Source organism: Lysinibacillus halotolerans, assembly GCF_003711845.1.
Lineage (GTDB): Bacteria > Bacillota > Bacilli > Bacillales_A > Planococcaceae > Ureibacillus > Ureibacillus halotolerans.
The window spans coordinates 44,637-69,621 of sequence record NZ_RHLQ01000016.1 but is presented as its reverse complement, the minus strand read 5'-3'; the positions used below and the strand labels follow the sequence as shown (position 1 = coordinate 69,621).

At 35.4% G+C, this 24,985-nt stretch carries 20 protein-coding genes; 5 read left to right on the top strand and 15 right to left on the bottom strand.

From position 1 onward, the window contains the following. A partial coding sequence (locus EC501_RS18805) for a transposase (protein ID WP_148037812.1) occupies positions 1-152 on the bottom strand: 152 nt, incomplete at its 3' end. A 289-nt stretch (positions 153-441) separates the two neighbouring features. Between EC501_RS18805 and EC501_RS08380 the strand changes: the two genes are divergently transcribed. Continuing rightward, positions 442-1,266 carry a S1C family serine protease gene (locus tag EC501_RS08380; protein WP_122971832.1) on the top strand — a complete coding sequence of 275 codons (825 nt, stop codon included), beginning with the start codon at positions 442-444 and terminating at the stop codon, positions 1,264-1,266. Positions 1,267-1,823: 557 nt separating this feature from the next. On the opposite strand, the gene EC501_RS08375 is transcribed toward EC501_RS08380, so the two are convergent. Further along, entirely contained in the window at positions 1,824-2,819 is a 996-nt protein-coding gene (locus EC501_RS08375) for an LLM class flavin-dependent oxidoreductase (protein ID WP_122971831.1), read from the bottom strand. A 986-nt stretch (positions 2,820-3,805) separates the two neighbouring features. On the opposite strand from EC501_RS08375, the gene EC501_RS08370 reads away from it, so the two are divergent. Further along, positions 3,806-4,174 (top strand): VOC family protein, encoded by a 369-nt coding sequence (locus EC501_RS08370; protein WP_122971830.1) that lies wholly within the window; start codon positions 3,806-3,808, stop codon positions 4,172-4,174. A 59-nt stretch (positions 4,175-4,233) separates the two neighbouring features. Here EC501_RS08370 and EC501_RS08365 read toward each other — a convergent pair whose 3' ends face one another. From EC501_RS08365 to EC501_RS08340, 6 genes are all read right to left on the bottom strand, one after another. Beyond that, entirely contained in the window at positions 4,234-4,413 is a 180-nt protein-coding gene (locus EC501_RS08365; protein WP_122971829.1) for a hypothetical protein, read from the bottom strand. Positions 4,414-4,520: 107 nt separating this feature from the next. After that, positions 4,521-5,462, bottom strand: coding sequence for a ring-cleaving dioxygenase (locus EC501_RS08360; RefSeq protein WP_122971828.1), 942 nt, complete (start codon positions 5,460-5,462; stop codon positions 4,521-4,523). Between the two features lie 135 nt (positions 5,463-5,597). Further along, on the bottom strand, positions 5,598-6,509 hold the full coding sequence (locus EC501_RS08355) for a 1,4-dihydroxy-2-naphthoate polyprenyltransferase (RefSeq protein WP_122971836.1): 912 nt from the start codon (positions 6,507-6,509) through the stop codon (positions 5,598-5,600). A gap of 154 nt (positions 6,510-6,663) precedes the next feature. Further along, positions 6,664-7,542, bottom strand: coding sequence for a GNAT family N-acetyltransferase (locus EC501_RS08350; RefSeq protein WP_122971827.1), 879 nt, complete (start codon positions 7,540-7,542; stop codon positions 6,664-6,666). Between the two features lie 97 nt (positions 7,543-7,639). Continuing rightward, positions 7,640-9,466, bottom strand: a complete 1,827-nt coding sequence (locus EC501_RS08345; protein ID WP_122971826.1) for an ABC transporter ATP-binding protein — start codon at positions 9,464-9,466, stop codon at positions 7,640-7,642. Then, positions 9,466-11,196 (bottom strand): ABC transporter ATP-binding protein, encoded by a 1,731-nt coding sequence (locus tag EC501_RS08340; protein ID WP_122971825.1) that lies wholly within the window; start codon positions 11,194-11,196, stop codon positions 9,466-9,468. Before EC501_RS08340 ends, EC501_RS08345 begins: the two co-directional genes overlap by 1 nt. A gap of 604 nt (positions 11,197-11,800) precedes the next feature. Here EC501_RS08340 and EC501_RS08335 point away from each other — a divergent pair. Continuing rightward, on the top strand, positions 11,801-13,819 hold the full coding sequence (locus EC501_RS08335) for an EAL domain-containing protein (RefSeq protein WP_122971824.1): 2,019 nt from the start codon (positions 11,801-11,803) through the stop codon (positions 13,817-13,819). 69 nt (positions 13,820-13,888) lie between these two features. On the opposite strand, the gene EC501_RS08330 is transcribed toward EC501_RS08335, so the two are convergent. From EC501_RS08330 to EC501_RS08310, 5 genes are all read right to left on the bottom strand, one after another. Beyond that, entirely contained in the window at positions 13,889-14,377 is a 489-nt protein-coding gene (locus tag EC501_RS08330; protein ID WP_122971823.1) for a threonine/serine exporter family protein, read from the bottom strand. Between the two features lie 11 nt (positions 14,378-14,388). Next, positions 14,389-15,138, bottom strand: coding sequence for a threonine/serine exporter family protein (locus EC501_RS08325; RefSeq protein WP_122971822.1), 750 nt, complete (start codon positions 15,136-15,138; stop codon positions 14,389-14,391). Positions 15,139-15,403: 265 nt separating this feature from the next. Then, on the bottom strand, positions 15,404-17,575 hold the full coding sequence (locus EC501_RS08320; RefSeq protein ID WP_122971821.1) for a beta-propeller domain-containing protein: 2,172 nt from the start codon (positions 17,573-17,575) through the stop codon (positions 15,404-15,406). 147 nt (positions 17,576-17,722) lie between these two features. After that, positions 17,723-18,892 (bottom strand): saccharopine dehydrogenase family protein, encoded by a 1,170-nt coding sequence (locus tag EC501_RS08315; protein ID WP_122971820.1) that lies wholly within the window; start codon positions 18,890-18,892, stop codon positions 17,723-17,725. A gap of 23 nt (positions 18,893-18,915) precedes the next feature. After that, positions 18,916-20,397: an aldehyde dehydrogenase family protein gene (locus EC501_RS08310; protein ID WP_122971819.1), complete on the bottom strand. Its 1,482-nt coding sequence runs from the start codon at positions 20,395-20,397 to the stop codon at positions 18,916-18,918. A gap of 180 nt (positions 20,398-20,577) precedes the next feature. Here EC501_RS08310 and EC501_RS08305 point away from each other — a divergent pair, with 180 nt between their 5' ends. Both EC501_RS08305 and EC501_RS08300 read left to right on the top strand, forming a co-directional pair. Next, positions 20,578-21,372: a TIGR00266 family protein gene (locus tag EC501_RS08305; protein ID WP_122971818.1), complete on the top strand. Its 795-nt coding sequence runs from the start codon at positions 20,578-20,580 to the stop codon at positions 21,370-21,372. 370 nt (positions 21,373-21,742) lie between these two features. Further along, the gene (locus tag EC501_RS08300; RefSeq protein ID WP_122971817.1) at positions 21,743-22,888 is read left to right on the top strand and encodes a GerAB/ArcD/ProY family transporter; all 1,146 of its coding nucleotides are present in this window, start codon (positions 21,743-21,745) and stop codon (positions 22,886-22,888) included. A 29-nt stretch (positions 22,889-22,917) separates the two neighbouring features. Here the strand turns inward: EC501_RS08300 and EC501_RS08295 are convergent, their stop codons facing one another. Next, entirely contained in the window at positions 22,918-23,745 is an 828-nt protein-coding gene (locus tag EC501_RS08295; RefSeq protein WP_122971816.1) for an undecaprenyl-diphosphate phosphatase, read from the bottom strand. A gap of 72 nt (positions 23,746-23,817) precedes the next feature. Continuing rightward, positions 23,818-24,897 carry a metallophosphoesterase gene (locus tag EC501_RS08290; RefSeq protein WP_122971815.1) on the bottom strand — a complete coding sequence of 360 codons (1,080 nt, stop codon included), beginning with the start codon at positions 24,895-24,897 and terminating at the stop codon, positions 23,818-23,820. Positions 24,898-24,985: the final 88 nt, after the last annotated feature.

The window sequence follows — 24,985 nt, the reverse complement described above, 5'->3', positions numbered from 1 at the left end:
CCAGTCTCTTGATGGTTTTTAATCCAGCGATCTAACGCAGAAGGCGTTATTTCATATTCTCGACAGATATCTGCACGAGACTTTCCATTTTCATAAAGCTTTACTAGTTGTAATTTGAATTTTGTTGTAAAAGTTCGACGTTGACGTGGCATAATAGCAGGCTCCCTTTAGGTTAGTATGTTAAGTCTACTAGCCCTTATAGTATCTGTCCAACTTAGTGTAACCGATTCAGTACAATCATTATTAGTACCATAAATATATTTTTCTTTACCGTCTGTATATAAATTGTCATGTTAGCCCCCCTCCCCTCTATTTTAACAAAGGGTGAGAATTATTGGTAATTCCAGTAGAATTTCCTTTTCACTCCCCTATACCGTTCCCTTTCCAAAGGTTTGCTTTATCGGATATGATGACATTAGGTAGTTTTTTTGGAGGGATGGTATGGCAAAGGATGAAAATGGATTTGAGCCAATTAGCGAAGAAGAATTAATCGAACTAGTTCTCGAAGAACAACAAAAAGCATTAGAAAAAGAGCGCCAAGAACGGTTAGCTGGCGTCAAAAAACCGACAAAAAAACCGAAGTCGGTTCGCCTTTTTGCTTGGATAATGGCCGTCATGCTGTCCTTTAGTACATTCGCTGTTATTTTTGAAATTTTCTCTATACCTGCCATTGAATTTTTAAAAGTATCTTCAAGACTCTCTAGTCAAGAAGACATCCAAACTTATAAACAAGCCGTAGTAGAAATTAAAACGAATGACGGAAAAGGGACTGGATTCGCTATATCGGAGGATGGATACATTGTTACAAATGATCACGTCATTGAAGACGCCCTTACCATTACTGTCATATTTTCAAATGACCAGCTTTATGAAGGCGAAGTAATTGAGACTTATCCAGAAATTGATTTAGCTATATTAAAAGTGGACGAAGAGGATTTACCTTATTTAACATTGGCCGATACGTATACACCAACCAAAAAGGAAAGTATTTATTTTATAGGTAACCCATTATATTTCACTGGAATCGCCAATGAAGGAAAAGTGATCGATTCCACCCTTCTTTCTGATTGGGATAAAGAAGTACTTATGCTGGATGCACCTGTATATAGAGGAAATAGCGGTAGCCCTGTTATTAATAAAGAAGGCAAGGTAATAGGTATAATCTTTGCTACATTAAAAGATAGAGACTATGGACACGTTGGACTTTTTATACCAGTGGATTTACTACAAGAACAGCTAAAAAAGTTTCACTTTGATACCGAGTAAAGGGAGCACTATTATATAACTAAACTAAATTCTCACATATTTTGTTCTAATTTGAATCTGCTAAGCTTAATATTTACATTTCGGCTTCAGTAATTTTTGTCAACATTGTTTACACAAACAGTTTAGTAATATAATATGTGCCCTTTTTCATCTCTTTTTAATACGACCATTTAAAATTAAAATAATACTTAAAAATCCCCACCGACTTAGTTTACATTTTTCTTTATGTAAGGAAATATAAAAGGATCCTGTCTTCCACCAAAATTCTATAAATATAGATTATCTTTTAATCATTATGGCGAGTATCCACATGACGATTGTGTATTGAAGGGTTTCAAAGACTGATCGTTCAAAAAGAAATAAATACGACACGATAAAGATGCAAAAGAACAAAAATATTGCCTGCAAAAATCTCAAGTTTCCACTCCTGACAATTTAAAATTTTTGCTATATGTACAAGCATTCACCCTATTTTATTCTTTCGTTTACTATATTATGAAACTGCTCTTCCCCTTCCATAAAAAGAAGGAGATACCTTTTAGATATCTCCAACCCATTTATAATAATTCTTTTGCTAATAAACGATACACATTCAAACGGACTTCTTGGGAATGGGGTATCGTACAGATCATCGCCTCATCAAAACCATAAGTTTGTTGCTCTTGGCGCAATAGGTCTGCAACTTCCTTAGCCGTTCCAACAAAGTGTTGGTTTCTTGTATCCTCAATCCACATCCGATCCATTTCTGTTAACGGATAGTCCTTTGCTTCCTCTGGTGTCATTCGCAATTGATCTACTTGACCCCTCATAAACAGTAAACGAGCTATATCCGCTGGCTTCGCTTCGTACTCTGCTTCTTCCCTTGTTTCCGCTACGGTTACAAAATAAGATACCATAATTTCTGGCTTTTCCATAAATGCCGATGGAACAAAGTTTTCTCGATAAGCATCAAATATTTGTTTGTTCATATAGCCATTAAAAAATTGAGCATATGAGTAACCTAACCCCATTCGACCTGCTTGTATCGCACTATTTCCACTGGATCCTAACAACCAACTTTGTGGTAATATGACATTCGTAGGTGAAGCAACAACCCTTTGGTAATAAGGATTATTAGGTGCTTCATCATTTAAAAATTGCAATGTCCATTGCAGTTTTTCGTACAAATTATTCACCTGAGGCTGTCTTCCCTCTGCCAAAGCATACATGGCATAATGATCTCCTCCAGGTGCACGACCTGCCCCAAAGTCAATTCTTCCAGGGGCTAGAGCACTTAATGATTTGAATACTTCCGCCATTTTATAAGGGGAATAATGCATAATCATAGTGCCACCAGTACCAACACGAATTCGTTTCGTCTTTGCCGCTATATAGGCTGCTGTTATTTCAGGTGCTGAACTTGCAAAACCTTTCGTATTATGATGTTCAGCTAGCCAAATTCGTTCATATCCTAACTGTTCTGTCACTTCCGCTAGTTCTACAGCTTTTATTAATGCGTCTGGAGAGGTATTCCCTTTCGTCACAGGCGCTTGATCTAATACACTTAATTTCATTCTATTTACTCCCTCCATTTTTCATTTAGAGAAGAAAAAAGAAACCTTATCTAAATGATGGGATATAATTTCATTTTAAGAATATCGAATAAAAAATGCTAATTACTCGACTTACCCATTTGTCGAATTCATTTTTTATTTCATTATTTAAGCCGTTTTCATTCCTATCAACGACGTAATCTGACAGGCAAATGCTACAATGATAGCAACTTCGTCAATCTAGTTGACAAAAATTCATCACATTGTTCCTTAGTTTCAACCTATTCTCATAATGAATATATTTTCTCCATTTTGTTTTTGTTATATTAGGAACATGATACACCTTCTCGTTTTATCGACATTTTATTTTTATAAAATAACTTATCGTAAACTAAGTTGACAAACTTTTTTCAACTTGACTTTTAAAAAAAACAATTTATAAGCCACATATTAATAGTATTCTTTTTTTATTCTTTTACTGAGAAAATAATAAGTACTGCTTCATAAATCGACAAAGGTATTTTCTCAAAATACAATTATCGTAAACTAGGTTGACAAAAAATCCCCTTCCTTAACCTTTCACTCAAGTAATGAAAAAACACCTTTCCCATACATCCTATTCCTATGATGTTTTCTAGAAAAATATTTAATTCCATAACATCTTTCGACAGTTGTTCGATTTAACAACTGCTACTTCGTAAACAAGGTTGACAAAAATTTTCAACCCCTTTCCTTTGAATTCCATTTTTCGTACATTCACAACGACTTATATAAAAAGAAAAATTGATTATTCTCCATTTTTTATGTCTCCATACAGAATGATCCATAAAACGACATCCATTTATTAAGAATTTATTCAAAGGGTATGTTTTAAATGGTTTTAAAAACAGTTGTCATAAGTAATATTTATAATTTTATATAACTATTTATAAAATTAACTTATGTAAATATATGGTATACTAATTAATGTCGGATTTCTAAAAATTCAGAACTTAATGGGCGATTTAATGATTAAAGGTTTGCATCACATCCAAATAACGATTCCAAAGGGAACTGAAAATGAGGCTAAGAATTTTTATTGTGATGTATTAGGTTTAAAAGAAATTGAAAAACCTGATTCCCTTAAAGGCCGTGGAGGATTTTGGTTAACTGTTGGTGACAAGGACATTCATGTCGGAACAGAAGATGGTTTTGATAGAACGAAAACGAAGGCCCATATTGCTTACGAGGTGGATGATCTTTCCTATTGGAGAGTAAGATTATCTCAAGAACATATCAAAATATTAGATGGCATCCCTATACCAGGTTTCGACCGTTTTGAATTTGGAGATCCCTTTGGTAATCGGGTTGAAATGATTCAAAAATTGAATTCTTAAAAAGACTATACAAAAAGGAGTGCCCATTCAAGATGGACGCTCCTCTTTCTATATTTTCATTATATAATGCCAGGGAAGAAGTATTTTACGGCAACGACAATGAGGATAATAACACCAGCAATAGCTGGCACTATCGAGAAATATTTTAGCCACTCTCTCTCTGCCAGTTTACCTACAATATATAATACTAAACTAAGAGTTAATAAAGTAATTGAAAGAATTAATAAATTTACTAACATTAGACTCTCCACCTCCCCCTGTCGTACTCTATGACTATAGAGTTGAAACGGTGTGAGGAAAAAGACTAATGTAAGAAAATTTTATTTTCTATTAAATACTTCTAATCTTAATCTAATGGTTCTAATTGGCTTTCAATTTCTACTCTTCTATCTTCTAAAAATGGAGGTAAGTCTAATTTTTCTCCTAAAGTCTCGATATCTGCATCCACTGTAAAACCGGGAGCATCTGTTGCAATTTCAAATAATATTCCGTTAGATTCACGGAAGTATAAACTTTTAAAATAATAACGATCCACAATCCCTGATGAAGAAAAGCCGCGAGCTTTCACCTGTTTCTCCCAATAAGCTAATTCTTCATCGTCTTTTGCTCGTATTGCTAAATGGTGTATGCTACCTTTACCAGGCTTTTCATTTGGTCCGTCTAATTGTTTCACCACAATTTCACCAAAGCTTTCCCCTTCGATCGATTGAAGAAGAATCTCTTCTTCTGTACGATTTTTCACAACATACCCAAAAAGTTCAGTCAATGTACGCTCCAATTTATTTCGGTTTTTTACTGTAATTTCAATGGCACCCATACCTAAAATTTGATGTTCCATCGGTACAATCGATTTGTCCCAATTTCTCCACTGTTCTGGTATTCGTTCACCATTGTTGTTGATTAATAGTAATCGTAACCCTTCTGGATCTTCAAAAGGTAACGCCTTTTTCCCTGCGTAACGCGTGATTTCACCATGCTTTATTCGAAGTTGTTCAAATCGGTCTTTCCAATAATGTAAACTTTCTTCTGAAGGAACAAGTAGACCGATTTGTGTAATTGCATTCGTGCCTCTGTAAGTTCTCCCAGCCATCGGAATTTCAAAAAAGGTTAACCCTGTTCCAGGGCTACCGATTAAATCGCCGAAAAACAAATGATACATAGATGGATCATCTTGATTTACTGATTTCTTTACTCGACGTAAGCCCAAAATATTTTTATAAAACTCATCATTCTTTTTTGCATTTTTTGTAATCATTGAAATGTGATGATGCCCCAATATCGTTGCCATACCCTATTCCCCTCCGACCTTTTTATTTAATCCTATTTTATCTCGAATTCGAGATAATTTCAATAAAGAAATATTTTTCGATAATAGATATTTCATATAAAGAAAAAAGCGTTCCTCGATAGGAACGCCATTTACTTAGAAAATATAACTAATAAATAAACCTAGTGACAATAAAAGAGCAAATAGTGTGTTCGTGATAGCTGTTGATTTCATTGCTACTTTCATAAATCGGGGCTCTGTCGCTCCCTTTTTGAAGCCTTGGATAGCTGAAATCGGCTTTTTAATACTTAGTAAAACGACTAATGCCCAAGGACTTATCTGTCCCATTATCACAAGTGCGATAATCCATAAATAGGATATAACAAAAGCAACCGCTAACACTGTGATTCCTTTTTCTCTCCCAAGGAGAATCGCTAACGTTTTTCGACCACCTTTTGTATCCTCATCGATATCCCGAATATTATTGGACATATTAATAGCCCCTACTAAAATACCAATTGGAATGGAGATTAAAACGGAACTTAAAGTAATTGTATTTGCTTGAATAAAGTACGATATTAATACGAAACCTGTTCCCATTAATGCACCAGAGAATAATTCTCCAAAAGGTGTATATGCAATCGGAATTGGACCTCCAGTATATAAATAGCCAACCGCCATTCCAAATAAACCAATAGCAACTAACCACCAGCTACTATTCATACAAATATAAATACCGATCAAAGCAGCAACAACATATAACAATAAGGCTACTGTTAACACATTTCTTGGTTTTAAACCGTGACGAACAATACCTCCACCAATACCTACTGAGTCTGCTGTATCTAATCCACGCTTAAAGTCGTAATACTCATTAAATAAATTGGTGGCAATTTGCAAAGCTAAACATGCTATCATCATTGCCATAAACATTAACCAATTTATGTTAGTATCAAACAACGCAATAACCGTACCTAAAATAACAGGAGCGAATGTTGCCGTTAATGTATGTGGGCGAGTCATTTTCCACATTAATTTTGCGGGACTCATTTGATTTTCATTTTCCATGAATCTATTCAACTTACCTCTCTTTTATAGTTTTCACATTCATACATTATATCAAATATAGCAGTTTGCTCAAATCTAGTTTTTAGCAAAGGCTAGAATCATTCATAAAAAAGAACAAATAGAACCTACAATTTCCATTGTAGGCTCCTTTTATTTATTCACCTGTATAGATAAAATAATCTACTTGCATTGATTTTAAAAAACCGGCTTTTTCATATAGAGCAAGGGCTCTGTCGTTTTCAATTTCCACTTCCAGCATAACTAATTTTTCTCCGTTACGCATAGCGAAATTTTTCACCCAATTTAACAAAGCGGTACCTATACCTAGACCTTGTTTTTCAGGATGTACCGCCAATGCCGTCACCCATTGCACTTCCCCTTCTTTTGAAGAAGTAACCGTTCCAACGATTTCATCTTTTACTACTGCAACCCATAAAATTCTTCCTGCGGTCACCGTATTATAAGTAATTAATTCGATAGATTCCTCCCGTAAATCACCAAAGGCATTACTAAAAATTGTAATTAAAGCTTCTTTATCTGTTGATTCAATATAAGGACGAATTGAAATTGAATTGGATAGTTCCATCGATTCGGGTTTTGCTTCAAAGGTTGCTTCTGAAAAACTATAGGAATACCCATATTTTTCAACAAACTTTCGTCGTTCAGTGTCATTTTCGATAACGAGGGCAAGTTCGCCTTCAGCTCCACGTTGGTGCAAGCCATCACCTAGCACTTTTAAAATTGCTTCATCCAATCCAATTCCACGATACATCGGCGCTATTAATATAGACCATTCATAAGTGTTTAAACCCATTTGATCTATACTACTTGCTACACCAACAAGCTGATCTTGTTCGTCATCATAAGCAAGAACAAAAAAGCCTTTCACATTATATTGTCTAGATTCTAGTAAATTTAAAACAGAACTATAACTATATTTATCTGTTTCAAAGGCTGTTTCACATAACAGTTTAATTTCATTATACGTTTCTATATCAATCGGAAATGATGCGGTAATTATTGAAAAGTTCATTAAATTGCTCCCCGTTCTTTTAACTTGCCTCCATTTTAGAGGAACTCATGTTATGAGCGCAAGGGCAATTGAAGAATTACATGGAATTACCTCCGATTCATAATATACCAGCTTGTTTAAGCATATTAGCATATATACCATTCGTCTCCATTAATTCCTGTTGTGTTCCCGCTTCAACCATACGACCTTCTTGCATAACAAATACGACATCTGCATTCCGTATCGTATTAAGTCTGTGGGCAATGACAAAGCTTGTTCTTCCTTCCATTAGTACTTCTAATGCCTGCTGAATTTTTACTTCTGTCACTGTATCAATACTACTTGTTGCTTCATCGAGTAATAATATTACCGGATCTGCTACAAAGGCTCTAGCAATGGACAGCAGCTGCTTCTGTCCTTGCGAAATTTCACTTCCATCGGATGTTAAAATCGTATTGTACCCATTAGGTAGCTTTACAATAAAATCATGGGCATTAGCCCTTTTAGCAGCCTCTACAATTTCCTCATTTGTTGCATTGAGTCGGCCATATCGAATATTTTCATAAACACTTGCTTCAAAAAGAAAAGAATCCTGTAAAACAAAAGCCATTTGACTACGTAACGTTTGACGTTTTAATTTCTGTACATTCACTCCATCAAATAATATTTCGCCCTGCTCCACGTCGTAAAATCTAGCGATCAATTGCATAATCGTCGTTTTGCCAGCACCAGTTGCTCCGACTAATGCAGCGGTTTGACCTGGTTTTACATGGAAGCTAACATCCTTTAAAGTGTGTTCTTGTTCAGCTAATTCATATTTAAAGGAAACATGACGGAATTTTACGTCGCCTAATAGTTTATGATGATCATCCATATCTCCTATATCCTCTTCAACTGTTTCCTCCATTATGGAAAAAACACGTTCTGCCCCTGCTATAGCAGATAATACCGTATTCATTTGGTTTGCCAAGTCGTTTAGCGGTCTAGTAAATTGGCGGGCATATTCTGTAAATACGACGATTGTTCCGATTGTAACGAACCCTTTAAAAGCAAGTATTCCACCTATACCAGCTATAATTGCAAAGCTAATATTATTTAAAAAGTTCATTACCTTTGGAATATATCCTGAGTAGGTCAAAGCCCAAAAGCCGGTTCTCCTTAACCGAGTACTTTTTTCACGAAATTCTTTCTTTACCCTTTCTTCTTGGGAAAATGCTTTTACAACTTGTTGACCCGAAATAGTTTCTTCTATCATTCCATTTAAAGCACCTAATGCTGCCTGTTGCTCTTTAAATAACTTCCCCGTTCTTCGAGTTATCCAGCGGGTAGCCATAAACATGGCAGGAATAATGATCATCGTTAATAGCGTTAATAAAGGGCTTAAACTGAGCATGACAATGAACGTACCAGTTAAGGTTAAAATACTTGAAAACACTTGAATAAAAGAACTATTTAAAGTGGCACTAACCGTTTCCATATCATTTGTCGCTCGGCTCATCAATTCCCCATGTTGCCTTTTATCAAAAAATGAAACCGGTAAATGCAAAAGATGATGGAAAAGGCCCGTACGCATACGATAAATCGTCTGTTGGGCAATGCCGATCATCCAATAATTTTGGAAAAATAACGATAATGCTAAAACAAAGTAGATTACAATTAATCCAACGATCAATAGTGGCATTCCACTAAATTGCTCTTTCATCACATATTCATCGATCATGTATCCGATTAAATAGGGACCTAATAGTGACATGGCGGAGCTGACGACGACTAATAATAAAACAGCGATGAGCAGTGCTCTCTGTTCATCAACAATTTTCCAAATACGTAGTAACGTATTCTTCCAATTGTTTGGACGGGGTCCTTTTTTCTTTTGAACCGAATTTTTCACATCTTCCTTTGTTAATACTGGCTCATAGCCAAAGGGTTTTCGTATGAAGTTCACTACGCATCGACCTCCCTCTCATGTTGAGACAGGGCAATTTGTTTATAAACTTCACTTGTTTCAAGTAATTGTTTGTGGGTACCATAGGCAATGACCTGTCCTTCATCGAGCAGTAGTATTTTATCCGCACCTTTTGCTGTGCGAATTTTCTGCGTTACAACGAGCATTGTTGCTCGTTCACCTTTAATCGCATCCCAAAAAGCAGCTTCCGTTTTAACATCTAACGCGCTAGTACTATCATCTAACAGCAAAATTTTTGATTTGCGTATTAGAGCTCGGGCAATTGAAAGACGCTGTTTTTGACCACCGGAAAGATTGACCCCCTTTTGACCAACACGTGTTTCATATTGATTTGGAAAATTTTCTACCGTCTGATGAATTTGAGCTTGAGTTGTTGCTATCCTCACTTCTTCCATTTCAGCCCCCTGTTTACCCCAGCTAACATTGTCATAAATGGATCCTGTAAATAACATAGACTGTTGGGGAACATATCCAATCATTGACCTAAGCTTCTCCAATGGCCATTTCGTTATATGTTGTCCATTTATATAAATCGCCCCGGAAGTTGGTACATAAAATCTAGGAATTAAGTTTAATAGAGTGGATTTCCCTGCCCCTGTCGCCCCCATTATGGCGATTGTTTCTCCAGTAGCAACAGTAAAGGAAACATCCTTCAATATCGGCTTTTTTGTATTCGGATATTGGAAAGTTACATGTTCGAAGCGAATCGATTCGGAATGTTGTATAGTAGGTGAAAGTTTTTCAGATTGAGTGTGTTCTTCAATTCCACTTTCAATTAACAATATTTCTTCCATCCGTTCGGAAGAAGCCTTTGCACGGGAAAGCGCATTAATAATAAAAGCAAACATAGAAAAGGAACCGGTCATGCGTAGCGCATAGTTAACAACCGCTACTAATTCCCCTACTTGTGCACTTCCGTTACTCACATCAATCGAACCAAACCATAAAGCTGCGAGTAAACTAACATTCATTACAAACAACAACACCGGTTGTATTAGCTCCATCATACGAAGTGCTTTCATTGTATCTACTTTTAAATGATTTGAAACTTCTTGAAAACGTGAAGACTCATAGTTTCCCCGCATATAAGCTTTTACTAACCGTATTCCTTGGAGGTTTTCTTGAAGAACCCGGTTTACCCGGTCTAATCGACGCTGTACTTCACCAAAAAGGTGAACGCCCTTTTTGACAATAATATATAAGAAAATCATAAGAAGTGGTGTCCCAATTAATAAAAACAGCGCCATTTTTGGGTTAACAAAAAAAGCCATCATTAAACTGCCTACCGCTGCCAATGGAGCACGAAGCATAATTCGCAAACTCATGAACAGTACGGATTGTACTTGTTGGACATCGCTCGTCAATCTCGTAATGAGCCCGGAAGTTGGAAACCGTAAGTAAGTTGCCATTGTGAAAGATTGGATTTTACTAAATAAGGCGTTCCGTAAATCAAAGCCAAAACTTTGTGCTGTGTGGGAAGCAAAATAAGAATTAATAATCCCACTTAAAAATGCTGAAATAGCCAGCATAATTAAAATAAATCCCCAATAACCGATTGTTCCTAAATCCTTTACGATAATACCGTGATCAATAATTCTAGCAATTATTAACGGTTGAATAAGCTCTACCGATAATTCAACGAGCATTAAACAAAGTGCAATGATTGCTGGCCATTTATATGGCTTCACATAACTAAAAACCGTTTTCATGACACACCCCTAACAAATTGACCTATGACTGGCGACAAAATATGTTAAATTATTCAAAAGTTTACATTTTGTTCACATTTCCGCTATATATTGTATTTTTCTGACTTTCTTACCTATATTTGATACTTATTAGTATAAATAAGCATAATCCAAATCTTAAAAATTTGCCAACCGCCTAAAGTCGGAAAGAGATAAAACTTCCTAGTGTCGAAAGCATTCACTTACGAAAAATAAACATTCTTAAAAGTAATTTTCAAATTGGATATTTTTTCATTTTCTGTAAACGCTTTAATACCTATTAATATTAGTATTTGTAATACTTCATTTTACTACTTCAGTACCATCTATTTCATCTTTATATTTTGAATCTTTCGGCACTAAAACACGTATGAAAATTCACTCTCTTTTATTCCCGTTCGTTTTTTATTCATGCATCCTTATATTTATATTGGTTTATAATTATCATTATAAAAAACATTTTATAGTTCTAAAGACCTTCAAAATTTCAATATCAAAATCTTACTATTAGTTTAGGAATGACTATTTACTGTAAAATCTCTATAATAATAGTATAAATATAGGATACTCGAGGAGTCGAATGCTGATGCGCGAAGAAAATACGAATATTATCGATGAGAAATTAGTAAACACATCTCCTTTTCCATCTTTTGCACTGAATCGACATGGTAGTGTTGTCCTTTGGAACAATTTAAGTGAAAAATATTTTGGTTACTCTATAGATACATTTGTAAATAAAAATTCATCTATAAAAGATAACTTACTATCTTCCCTATCAGAAGAAGCCTACAAAAGATTATTAACGGGAAATGAGTCGTTACGCTTTGAACAAGTTCAACTTTTAACGATTGAGGATTCCTTCATTAACGCTACGTTGATTGCCTCTCCAGTTTATATAAAAGGTGAGCCTTCTATTCTTATTACTTGTCTTATAGATTCTTTATTTACTAGACTCAATGATTCCACTCAAGCTTTAAAAGATCTACAAAATGGTTTATTTTCTTCCTTCATGATGGTAACGATTGATGAAGAAGGACTAATTATTCATTGTAACCAAGCTTTCCTTAATACGAGTCACTGGACACCAAAGCGTGTATTAGGAAAAACATTTTGGCAGCTTTTTCCTGAAGATGAGAACAGCAAAAAAGTAGTTGATATCATTTGGAAAACTATTACTTCTGGCCAAATTTGGCAAGGGGAAGTAGAAAAAATTACAAAAGATGGTTTACCTTATTGGGTTGATTTAACTGTAATCCCAACCTATTCCGAAACAGATAAACAGTATCAATATGTGTTAATAGAAAAGGATATTACTAGTCAAAAGAATATACAACATAAGCTTGAGAAAATTGCTTATATCGATCCTGAAACTGGCTTGATGAATACACACCGTTTAGAAATTATCGTTAACGAAATGATAAAGGAAAATCGCCATTTCACGTTCGTGTATATAAGTATCGATAAGTTTTATACGTTAAAAGAATTACACAATCATCATATAGAAAACAATTTAATTGTCGAATTTACAAAACGTATGAAAATTTATTTCCAAGACAGCCATATGGCACGAATAAATGAAAACGAGTTTGTTGTCATTACCCCTCTTGGCGAATGGTTTATACAAGGCTTTTTAACTTATTTAAAACAAAATCCTATTTATAATGGAAATATGGCAGTACCCATTTCAATTAGTGGTGGGATTACCCGTGCACCTCAAGATCAATCAACATTTTCCCACTTAATGAAAGCTTCCCTTGCTACCATTTCTACTGTTCGTGAAGCTGGTGGAGATAGCATTGTTTCATTATCTAATGCGACTCATAAAGCGATTAATCGAAAATCTATTATTGAGAAAAGATTATTATTCGCCCTTGATCAACAGCATTTAAAAGTACTATATCAGCCGCAACTAAATATCCATACTGGAAAGATCGATGCAGTAGAAGCCCTTGTACGTTGGGAAGATGATGAAATTGGTGTTGTATCACCTGACGAGTTAATTCCAATAGCAGAAGAAACCGGTCTAATTAATAACATCGGTTCCTTTGTCATTGAAGAAGCTTGTAAGCAAGCTGCTAAATGGCATAGTGAAGGGTTAGATTTAAAAATTAGTATTAACTTGTCTGTCCGCGAATTCCGGGACAAAAACATGGCTAAAACAATTTTAGAAACGTTAGAAAATACTCGCTGTCCGGCAAACTTAATTCAAATTGAAATTACAGAAAAGTTCGCCTTAGAAGCTGAAGCTGAAAAATCTATTATTAAACAAATGTTAAAACTTGAAAACGAAGGAATTGTATTTATTCTTGATGACTTTGGAACAGGCTATGCTTCATTCCGTTATATGCAACTGTTGCCAATTAAAATTTTAAAAATTGATCAAATGTTTATTAGTTCCTTATTAAAATCTGAAAAAACCCAACGCCTCATTAACGGTATGGTTCAGTTTGGTAAATCCATGAACTTAACTGTATTGGCAGAAGGCGTTGAAACAAAACAACAGCAAGAAATATTAGAGGAATATGGTTGTGATGCTATTCAAGGATATTTAATTAGTAAACCTGTTAGTCATGACACTATAAGAAAACTCGTGAAAGTGATATAAAATTCTCTCTACAAAAACATAAAAACTGCAAGACTCTCTAATCTATGAGTGCCTTGCAGTTTTATTTGTCTACTTAATTTTTTGCCTTCTTTTTGCTCTTGCGTAAGATTGCATAGACGTTCTGCCCTTATGGAACATCCTCATCACTAATTGTACAATTACCTCTGCAAAAACAAGTCCCATTGCGATGGCACCGGAAATCATAAATACGCGCATACCATTTTGAATTCCCATATTATAGTCTAGTTCGACAATATTACGCATCGTATTATAGGCGATACCACCCGGAACTAATGGAATAATTCCTGAAACATTAAAAATAATCATTGGCATTTTAAACCGCCGGGCAAAAATTTGAGCTACTAGGGCAACGACAAATGCCCCTAAAAAAGAAGCCTGTACTTCTGTGACCTTAACCTCGTAAAGGATATAGTATACCATCCATCCGATCGCACCAACGAAACCGCAATATGGAATTGCCTTTGTAGGTGCATTGAAAATGACACCAAAGCAAGCTGTAAATATAAAACTAAATAATGCTTGTATAATAAACTCCATATTCATTCTCCTTAAGAAGCTACAATGAGAGCAATACCAGCCCCAATTGCAAAGGCTGTTAAAAAGGCTTCGGCTCCCTTAGCTATTCCAGCCGTAAAATGCCCTGCCATTAAATCACGAACGGCATTCGTAATAATCAAACCTGGAACGAGAGGCATGACACTGCCAACAATAATTTTGTCCATTTCTTTTCCTAGTCCGAACTGTACCGCCAAAGAGGCAATCAATCCAACGACTAATGCAGCTAAAAACTCCGAGAAAAACTTCACCTTTGTCATCTCTTGAATAATCATAAAAACGAAAAATCCGACTCCTCCTGCCACAAAGGCAACAGGCATATCCGACCAATAGCCGTTCACTAATACTAAAAAACAACTACTTGCAATGGATGCAGCTAATATTTGTAAATGTACTGGTAAAAAATAATTCGTTTTTTGTATTTTTCTTAACTCTTCATACGCCTCTTCTAACGTAATCCTTTGGCTAGTAAGCTTTCTCGAGACATTGTTGACCTTGGCAATTTTATGCAAGTCCGTAATTCTTGCTGCTATGGACGTTATTTTCGTAACTTGTTTTTTTCCTAAGGATAAAATGATTCCTGTTGGAGTTACATAACTTTGAGCATCCTCAATATTTTGGGAGCGAGCCATACGAAGCATTGTATCTTCTACTCGATAAGTTTCCGCTCCGCTTTCCATCATTATTTGGCCAGCTAGTAAAAAACAGTCTAGTGCCAATTCAAAATTTTGTTCATTGTTCATATTTTTGAGTCAATCTCCTTTTTCTCCATGCTCATATTATCGAACAGTAAAGATTATCTCAATACAAACATTATTAATTTTTATTTTAATTGTGGTAATTTTGTCCATTTTATAAACAAGGGAATCATAATATTTCGTAACCTTTACATACGAAAGGAATATAACCTTCAACAATTTCTACTTCATTAATAACTATCTATTTAATTTTAAGATAAAAAGTACAATCCAGTTTTTGCTGAATTGTACTATCTATTCTTTCTTAAGGCTATTTTAGCTTCACACTACCTAAAGCATTGAAGTTTTGTAAATTGTAGCTCCTCACTTCATCTCTTGAAACGGTATACAATATGTCTTCAATGTAAAGTAAACGTGTAATTAACGTTTCCCAGTTTTCATATTCTTCTCCTTGTTTTGCAGGAGTGATTAAATTTCCTTTTAACTCAATACCATGATCAGCCGTAATTTCGTATATAACGGCCCCAGAGCCTTTATATTCGACGTCGTATTCCCCTTTCCCTTCATAAACCGTCACAGGGAATCCAAAATAGTTATATTCTTCATTTCTAAATAAAGCTTTATGATTATACTCTATTTCCGAGTGGGTACCACGCCCACCTATTACAACCGAATCTTGTTCCTTCGGGTTTTCGTAATCTGTAATATCAAATAAAGATACTTTAATACCTTTCGTTGTTATAATAGGCTGTTTAGAAGTACTATCTATCCTTGATTCTGTATCGTATCCTATTCCGATTAAATGATGTTCATCTAACGGATGAAGATAATTACTATAACCAGGGATTTTCAATTCACCTAATACTTTCGGTTGTTTCGGATTTTGTAAATCAATTACAAACAGCGGATCTACTTGTTTAAATGTCACAATATAGGCTTTATCCCCCATAAAACGGGCAGAGTATATTCGTTCTCCTTTCGCTAAATCTGTTACTTCCCCTACTTTTTCCAATTTATCATTGTAAACAAAGAGATGATTTTTAGTAGATTCATTCGTACCGCCCCATGCATCTCCTTCAGTAGTTGCAATACGGAAATAACCATTATGTTCATCCATCGAGAATTGATTTAAAAGACTTCCTGTAATAGAAGTTGAAGCTAAAAACTCCACTTTCACTCCATCAATTGTAAATTTAAAAATATCTGTAGTTGTTGGTCCTGCTGGTAAAATGGCTATATCCGTCGATACCTTTGAATCCGTTTCTTTTTCTAGTGTTCTCGCCATAAAATCAACAGCTGTTAAATAAAGGGCATTTTCCGACATGTATAACGAGGAGCTACCACCTAGAAAACCTTTTGTTTCAATTTTTTTCTCTTCAAAATTGTTTAAATCAATAGACGATATAATTATATAGTTTGGCTCATTGGATCCTGGTAAAATCGTCAACTGGTCTAAATCCATCGGCTTTACCTCTTTATCTTGAGCACTATCATAAGTGTATGGTCGCAATTCAACATCTTTTTCTTTTTCTAACAGCCAATATTCCGGCGCCTTATTTGACACAATATACAGGATATTATTATATTTACGAACTCCGTTTATATAACCATCTTGTGCAAACTCTCTTATTAACTTAGGTTTAGCTGGATTCTCCATACTATAAAAGGCTACCTTTGTCATACTATTTCCACTAGCATATCCATCTTTTTTTGTCTCCACATAATCATCCATAACAACGATTAACATATTTTGATGTATCATTAGTTGAGATGGATAACTGTTTCCATCTAATGTAATTTTACTAGCAATTTTTAAAGCATTGTGATTTGTCCCATCTGTTATGATAATTTGATTATCTACAGCAGTATAAATATATTTACCGTCCGTTACGACAATATCTCCTTCTTCAATGTCCTCTACTTGATTGTTTGTAGTAGAATAAGACTCGGCGCCATCGTCACTTGCTCCACCTGATATTTCGTTAGAGGAAGACATGTCTGCACTTTTACTTTCCTCGACAGTTGTCTCAAACATCGAATGGTTCGTAGCATCTGTATTGATGGCATTTTGGAAGAAATCTTTCAACTCCTGAAGTGACGTAATTTTTTCAAGTTCTTCTATAACTTTAAATTCCACTTCTTGTTTCTTTGTATTTAAAGGTTTTTCTTTAAAGGCCTCTTCTTCAATATGAAGAACGTATTGTCCAGGCAGCAAATTTTCTATTGAAAGAGACTGTTTATTTTGTTCCAAAGTAATTTCGCCCTTAACCTTTTCCCCAGCTGCATTCGTAATATAAATGAATTGATCTTGAATACTATTGTCATTCATTTTATGGGAAAAATGGACATGGTACGGTTGATTTATAAAAACAGTTGAAGAAGCGCTGACCTCAACTTTTTTCCCTAGTATCCAAACACTTACGAAGGCAATAAGTGCGATGGCCATCAAAAGGATTCCACTAATATATAATCTTTTTTTCATCTGTTTCCTCCCCTTTAGAATGTATTTATCCCATTAGACTTTTATTTCTTCGTTTCGTTACAAACTTTTTATAAAATTTTTTCCAAAAAAAAAGTGTGAAAAATCGTTTGATTTCTCCACACTTAAAATATTTAATTTGACGTTACACTACCATTTAACAATAGTTGAACGATGGGAAGTTTCTTTAATCATAACGCCTCGTTTTGCCATTTTCTCGATATATTCATCACCAGGAACAATTGATTCAGGCGGATAAACACCGTGCTCAGTAATCACACCACTGCCAACCATAACAGCAACTGTAGCAATCGTACATGCTGTTGCACGAGCCATAGCCGTCATCGTCGTTTTTTCATCTCTTTTAATCGTTAATTCGTATTCATAAGTTAATTGCTCATCGGATTTCTCACCTGAAACAATGACACGCAATAGAACAGCATCTTCTTTATCTCCTAGCGACAGTTTTTTCTTTAGAGCCTCACGGACAACATCGCGGACCGCTACTTCATTTCCATCGACTTCCACTTTATTTCCTTTATCTAAGAACCCTAAATCGGCAAGCAATTGAAACTTTTCTGCATGCCCTTTATAACGAATCGTTTTATATTCAAGGTTTTTAACATGAGGGAAAGTATTCGTTAACGTGGACGTTCCACCAGAAGTATAAAAGGCTTCTAGAACGCCAAATTGATCAAAATAAATTGGCTCAATTCCAGAAAGAGATTTTACTTCAGTTAACTTTCCATCCTTAATTATTTTCGCAGGTTCTGTATAATGATCGATAACCCCTTCTAAAGAAAATACTTGTGTATAATTTAGCGGTGGTTCAGGTTTAGTCGGAATACCACCTACATAAAGCTTTATCGATTCAATCGTATCTAATTTAGAAGCACCATATCCGGCTAATATATTGATCATCCCAGGAGCTACGCCTAAATCAGGAATTAATGTGACATTTTTCGCCTTTGCCTCTTCATGTAATGTCAAAATATGTTCCGTTACTTCCCCGATGTGTCCTCCTAAATCGACAGAGTGGACGCCAACTTCAATAGCTGTCTTTGCAACCCTCTCATTAAATTCATAGAATAGTGCATTAACAGCAACGTCCCCCTTTGCCATGACGTTACGTAATTCATCTTCATTTTTCGCATTTAAAGATACTACTTCGATTTTCGACGTTGAAAGAGAGTCAACAAATTGTTGAGCTGCATTCGTATCGATATCTGCCAAATATATTTTTTCTACATTTTCGATAGAGTTTAAATCCCTCGCTACTTCTTTCCCCATTAAGCCAGCGCCTAAAACTACTACTTTCATTAAACCCATCCCCTTTTTCTGCTTTAGTTTTCAGTATCAATTTGCGCTCGTTGAAGTTTCCCACTATAGTCAACGTAAATACTTTTCCATTCTGTATACACATCCAAAGCTGCTTGACCGGAATCCCGGTGCCCATTTCCAGTTCCTTTTGTCCCCCCAAAAGGAAGATGAATTTCTGCACCTGTTGTTCCTGCATTTACGTAAACAATTCCTGTATCTAAATCTCTTTGTGCTTTAAATATTTTATTAACATCTTGAGAGAAGATAGAACTCGATAAACCAAATTTCACACTATTGTTCACTTCAATCGCTTCATCTAGACTTGCTACTTCGATTATACTTACGACTGGTCCGAAAATTTCCTCTTGGGCGATCACCATATCATTTTGAACATCTGTAAAAATAGTTGGTTCAAAATAATATCCTTTATCAAATGGTGGTGTTGATAATACTCTGCCTCCAACTAGGAGAGTCGCCCCTTCCTTCTTCCCAATTTCAACATAACGGTTGATTTTTTCAAGGGCAGCTTGATTAATAACAGGGCCAACCTTTACCGTTGGATCGAGACCATCTCCTATTGTTAACTGACCAATCGATTTAACTAGCATAGACTCCAATTCAGTTTTAACATCTTTATGGACAATGACACGACTACACGCTGTACAACGTTGACCAGCTGTTCCAAATGCACTCCAAATAATCGCATCCACCGCTAACTGTAAATTGGCATCATCCATTACAATTACAGCGTTTTTACCACCCATTTCAAGGGATACCTTTTTTAAATGCTTACCGCCAAGTTCGGCAACCTTACTTCCTGTTTCCGTAGAACCGGTGAAAGAAATGACTTTGACATCCGGATGCTCAATCATTGCAGTTCCAACTGTTGAACCTGCACCAAATACGACATTGGCAACCCCTTCCGGCAATCCTACTTCTTCTAATATTTTTGCCATTTCGTAAGCCATAAGAGGCGTTTCAGTGGCAGGTTTCCAGACAACTGTATTCCCCGAGACGATCGCCGGAAACGCCTTCCAAGTTGCAATGGCAATCGGAAAATTCCATGGTGTAATGAGGCCTACTACACCAATCGGCGCCCTGACACTCATCGCAAATTTATCTGCAAGCTCGGAAGGAGTCGTTTCCCCAAACAGTCGTCTCCCTTCCCCGGCCATATAAAAGGCCATATCAATACCTTCTTGCACTTCTCCACGTGCTTCTTCAATGACTTTACCCATTTCCTTCGTCAAAATTTGGGCTAGATGTTCCTTCTTTTCTTTTAATTTATAACCAATTTCATATAGAAAATCTGCTCGTTTAGGGGCAGGAACTAGCGCCCAAGATTTTTGTGCTCTTTTAGCTGCTGCTACAGCCTCATCTACTTGAGCTTTTGTTGAAAGGGGAACAGTTGCAAGCTGTTCTCCATTAGCCGGATTTACAACGGGAACTGTCTCTAAACCATCATCTGTTATCCATTTACCATTGATAAAGTTTCTAATTTCCATAACACCCTCCCTATTTTCGCTCGAATTTCCTCTTATATTGTCTTTTATTCGACTTTTTCCACCTTAATTCCTCTATTCATAGATTTAGATTTTATGAAATTTTGAATGAAACCTTTCCGAGAGGTGAAACGTAACCTTAAATGGTATATATGTATTATTAAACTTAGGAGGATATGAATAATGAACAACCATGAAATTGACTACAAATTGCACGGAGATGATATGCAGTTTGTAGAAGTCGAACTAGATCCTAACGAAACAGCCATTGCCGAAGCAGGAAGTTTAATGATGATGGACGAAGCAATCAAAATGGAAACCATTTTCGGTGACGGCTCTAAAAACAGCGGTGGCATTATGGGAAAGTTAATGGGCGCTGGGAAACGATTAATATCCGGTGAAAGTTTATTTATGACAACCTTTACGAATGTGGGCGAAGGAAAAAAACATGTTTATTTTGCAGCCCCATATCCAGGAAAAATTATTCCAATGGATTTAAGTCAATATAACGGGAAAATTATTTGTCAAAAGGATTCTTTTTTAGCTGCTGCGAAAGGCGTTTCTGTCGGTATTGAATTCCAACGTAAAATTGGTGCTGGCTTCTTCGGTGGTGAAGGTTTCATTATGCAAAAACTTGAAGGAGATGGATTAGCATTCATCCATGCCGGTGGAGCTATTGAGAAAATTGATTTGCAAGCCGGTCAAAAGCTTTTAGTAGATACTGGCTGTTTAGTGGCGATGACTTCTTCTGTTGATTATGATATCCAACCTGTTAGTGGCGTAAAAACCGCTTTATTTGGAGGGGAAGGAATATTCCTTGCTTCTTTACGTGGTCCTGGTACAGTATGGATTCAATCGTTACCATTTAGCCGATTAGCAAGCCGTGTATTTGCTGCTGCTCCTGTTTCAAAAGGCGGAGGCGGAAATAATGCAGGTGAAGGCGGAATCGGTGGAATTTTTAATCTGTTTAACGATTAAGTAACCCCCCTTTTTTTCTAAAAAAGAATTCCATCGAATTAAGATGAAAATGCTTGGGCTTTTTCGTTGTCCAAGCATTTTTTATAATTCATTAACTTTCCAAATTATTATTTTCAATCATATTTAAGCAGTTCAAATCTAATTTTCCCCACTCATCTATCTCCCTTTTTGTATGCAAAATTTAAAATCGCATATCGGAAGAATAATTTTATAAATTACGGTAATTATGAAATTAGAAATCCCTTCTGAGTAGGGATATTAAAGGTGACAAGAACAAAATGAAAGATCAATTTTTAAATATCATTGTTATTTTAAATACTAAATCTTACGAGAGCCTTGCATTCCTTAAAGGGAAGAGAAAGGGGTATTAGTGAAAAAGCATTTGCAAATAGACCCAAGTCAAAAATTTAACGCTTCACTTCTCTTATTTACAACTACTGCAGTTCAAATTGGGGTAGGAATACATGGATTTCAAAGTGTAATTTACAAAGAAGCGAAACAAGATGCTTGGATATCCATTATTATAAGTTTTATTGCCGCTCATCTTGTAGTTTTTGTTATGTTTAAAACATTAGAGATGTACGGTTCCGATGATATTTTCGGTATCCAAATAAATGTATTTGGTAAATATTTAGGAAATTTAATGAATTTAGTTTTAATTAGTTACTGTTTATTAGCATTCTTTGTTGTTATAAGAACTTACACAGAAGTTATTAATGTATGGGTATTCCCTGATTTAAGTACATCCTTTATCACCATCACTGTCTTACTAATAGTTATTTATACGTTTTCTGGAGGACTACGGGTAATCATAGGAATTTGTTTCTTTAGTTATGTTTTACCACTATGGATTTTAGCTATCTTATTATTTCCACTAGAGTATGCTAACTACAATCATGTTTTACCTGTATTCGGTAGTGATTTAATCAGTATACTAAAGGGAGCTTATTCCATGTCCTTTACAATTGTAGGTTTTGAAGTATTAAATGTACTTTATCCCTTCGTTAAGGAACAGAATAAGGCAAAAAAATATGTCCACTTAGGACTACTTTCAACATTGGCTATTTATTTATTCGTTATGTTAATTAGCTTATCTTTCTTTAGCGGGGAACAACTTGAAAAATACATTTGGGCTACATTAACAATGTTCAGCATTATCCGTCTCCCCTTTATCGAAAGAATTGAACTTTTTACAATTTGTTTTTGGTTAATTATCATTTTACCAAACCTTTGTTTATATGCTTGGTCTGCCCATCGTGGTTTCATACGAATGATAAAAGTAAGTGAAAAGAAATTTATTTACATTTTCTCAATCATTATTTTTATCGGAACTTTATTTGTAGAATCACGGTCCCAAATTAAAACGATAAATGATTTTTTTGGTAGATTATCTTTCGTTTTAGTGTTTATTTATCCGTTTATTTTAAATGCTATTGCGAATATAAAAAGGTTGTTTTCTAAACTAAAGAAGAAAAAAGTGGAAAATCGAGAAGTAGAAAGTGAAAATGCCGAATAAAAAACGCCTCAAATTTTGAGGCGTTTACATTATAAATATAATACAACAATTAAAATTGCCGCTAAAATTAATCGATAAATTGCAAACGGTACTAGCTTAATACGTGATATTAACTTTAAGAAGAATTTAATAGATATTAATGCGAAAACAAAGGCACTAATAAATCCAAGGGCATAAAATCCAAAATCAGAAGGATTAATTTCGCTCCAGTTTTTCACAAGGGATAAACCACTAGCCCCTGCCATAATCGGAACAGCCATAATGAACGTGAAGTCTGAAGCCGTCTTATGGTCAAGTCCTAACATAACCCCACCTGAAATTGTCGCACCTGAACGAGAGAATCCTGGCCATAAAGATAAACATTGGATTAAGCCGATTTTAAATGCTTTTCCATAGGATAGATCGTCTAAAGATGTAATTTTAGGACGTTTTGGACCAAATTTATCAGCAATAATCATCCAAATGGCCCCAACAATTAACCCAATAATAACTGTTGATGTGAAAAATAAGTTTTCATCAATATAATCTTCGAACAATACGCCAAACACACCAGCAGGAATAATCCCTACGATGACATGTCCTAAATTAAATTTACGAGAAGCCGTTTGTCCTTTAATTTTATATAATCCTACCAAACTTAACATACGCTTCCACATTACGACTACAACTGCTAATATCGAACCTAGCTGAATAACAATTTTAAATGTGTTGGCAGAACCTGGTTCTAAAAACTCCTTTGTCTTTAACCATAGATCATCTACGATAATCATATGTCCTGTTGAAGATACAGGAGCAAATTCTGTCATCCCTTCAACAAAACCAAGGATGACCGCTTTAATAAGTTCAAATAATTCCATAAAAATAATAGTCTCCTCATTTTTTACTTTTGCTTAATTGCACAAAAACCATCAATGTTAAAATCGATTAATTTAGTTGCCCGAAAATGTGATATCAACTACCCATAACTCAGAGCGGCTACCAATTCTTGTAGGTGGACCCCAAAAACCAAAACCCGAAGATACTAAAGCATGCATATTCCCTTTTTTCATATGTCCATAATCAAGTTCAAATAATTTATCGGTAATAAAATTGTTCGGCCACAGTTGTCCAAGATGGGTATGCCCTGATAAATGAAGATCTACCCCTGCCTTTTGCGGAAGATGTAAATCGTAAGGAGTATGATTCATTACAATCCATGGCAATTGTTCCTTTTCAGGCTTAAGCTCAGCAATCGATCGTCTATCTTTATTCGTCACATCTTCCTGACCTGTTAAATACAAACGATTTCCAACTAAAATAGTTTCATCCATCAAAATTTGAACATTTGCATTTTTCATTTCTTCGACAAATTGAGGAATTTTCCCACCATAATATTCGTGATTTCCAAGCACTCCATATACACCATATGTTGACTTTAGCTTTGACATCACCTCTGCCATTCCTTCTTCCAAAAACCATTTCGGATCATCATCGACTAAATCGCCAACTAATAAAACAAGATCCGGGTTTGCATCATTTGATAGCTCCACAAACCTTTGAAGATGTTTTTTGTTCGAAAGGACCCCTAAATGGAAGTCAGATGCTACTACTAATCGGATTGGCTCACCACTTTTGTCAACGGAAATTCCTAAATTACGTACTACTGGAGAATAGGCGTTATAGCTACCCCAAGCAAACAATACAACTAAAAGTCCAACGACAACAGACCCAATAACAGCAATATTTTTTAATGGTGTAAACGTTACTAGGAGATTCGTGATGATACATAATATGAGTCCATACTCAAAAAAGAACATCCAATAGTTACCGACTACTGATAATGGTCTTAAGGTTTCATGAAATCTTCCAATGATAAAACTAAATGCAATGAGGAAGAAAACAATCCAGTAAACTACGGGCCAACGGAAAAGATGAATTGCTTCTAGCCACTTTTTAAAATTTAACCCTAAATAGGTTGTAAGTGCACTATAAATGATGAAGACAATCGATATGCCAACGATTTTCCCCATTCGTATTCCTCCATTATTTGTAATACCCAAAGTATACCATGTTGAGAGAAAATGTTCATATTCAAGTAGTAAAGAGGACGCCCTAAAA

Excerpts from the sequence above, each read along its gene's own strand:
- EC501_RS08305 (WP_122971818.1), top strand. The coding sequence starts at position 20,578 with ATGAACAACCATGAAATTGACTACAAATTGCACGGAGATGATATGCAG.
- EC501_RS08365 (WP_122971829.1), bottom strand. The coding sequence starts at position 4,413 with ATGTTAGTAAATTTATTAATTCTTTCAATTACTTTATTAACTCTTAGT.
- EC501_RS08350 (WP_122971827.1), bottom strand. The coding sequence starts at position 7,542 with ATGAACTTTTCAATAATTACCGCATCATTTCCGATTGATATAGAAACG.
- EC501_RS08320 (WP_122971821.1), bottom strand. The coding sequence starts at position 17,575 with ATGAAAAAAAGATTATATATTAGTGGAATCCTTTTGATGGCCATCGCA.
- EC501_RS08360 (WP_122971828.1), bottom strand. The coding sequence starts at position 5,462 with ATGGCAACGATATTGGGGCATCATCACATTTCAATGATTACAAAAAAT.
- EC501_RS08370 (WP_122971830.1), top strand. The coding sequence starts at position 3,806 with ATGATTAAAGGTTTGCATCACATCCAAATAACGATTCCAAAGGGAACT.
- EC501_RS08340 (WP_122971825.1), bottom strand. The coding sequence starts at position 11,196 with ATGAAAACGGTTTTTAGTTATGTGAAGCCATATAAATGGCCAGCAATC.
- EC501_RS08315 (WP_122971820.1), bottom strand. The coding sequence starts at position 18,892 with ATGAAAGTAGTAGTTTTAGGCGCTGGCTTAATGGGGAAAGAAGTAGCG.
- EC501_RS08325 (WP_122971822.1), bottom strand. The coding sequence starts at position 15,138 with ATGAACAATGAACAAAATTTTGAATTGGCACTAGACTGTTTTTTACTA.
- EC501_RS08295 (WP_122971816.1), bottom strand. The coding sequence starts at position 23,745 with ATGGAATTATTTGAACTTATTAAAGCGGTCATCCTTGGTTTTGTTGAA.
- EC501_RS08290 (WP_122971815.1), bottom strand. The coding sequence starts at position 24,897 with ATGGGGAAAATCGTTGGCATATCGATTGTCTTCATCATTTATAGTGCA.
- EC501_RS08380 (WP_122971832.1), top strand. The coding sequence starts at position 442 with ATGGCAAAGGATGAAAATGGATTTGAGCCAATTAGCGAAGAAGAATTA.
- EC501_RS08375 (WP_122971831.1), bottom strand. The coding sequence starts at position 2,819 with ATGAAATTAAGTGTATTAGATCAAGCGCCTGTGACGAAAGGGAATACC.
- EC501_RS08355 (WP_122971836.1), bottom strand. The coding sequence starts at position 6,509 with ATGGAAAATGAAAATCAAATGAGTCCCGCAAAATTAATGTGGAAAATG.
- EC501_RS08310 (WP_122971819.1), bottom strand. The coding sequence starts at position 20,397 with ATGGAAATTAGAAACTTTATCAATGGTAAATGGATAACAGATGATGGT.
- EC501_RS08330 (WP_122971823.1), bottom strand. The coding sequence starts at position 14,377 with ATGGAGTTTATTATACAAGCATTATTTAGTTTTATATTTACAGCTTGC.
- EC501_RS08335 (WP_122971824.1), top strand. The coding sequence starts at position 11,801 with ATGCGCGAAGAAAATACGAATATTATCGATGAGAAATTAGTAAACACA.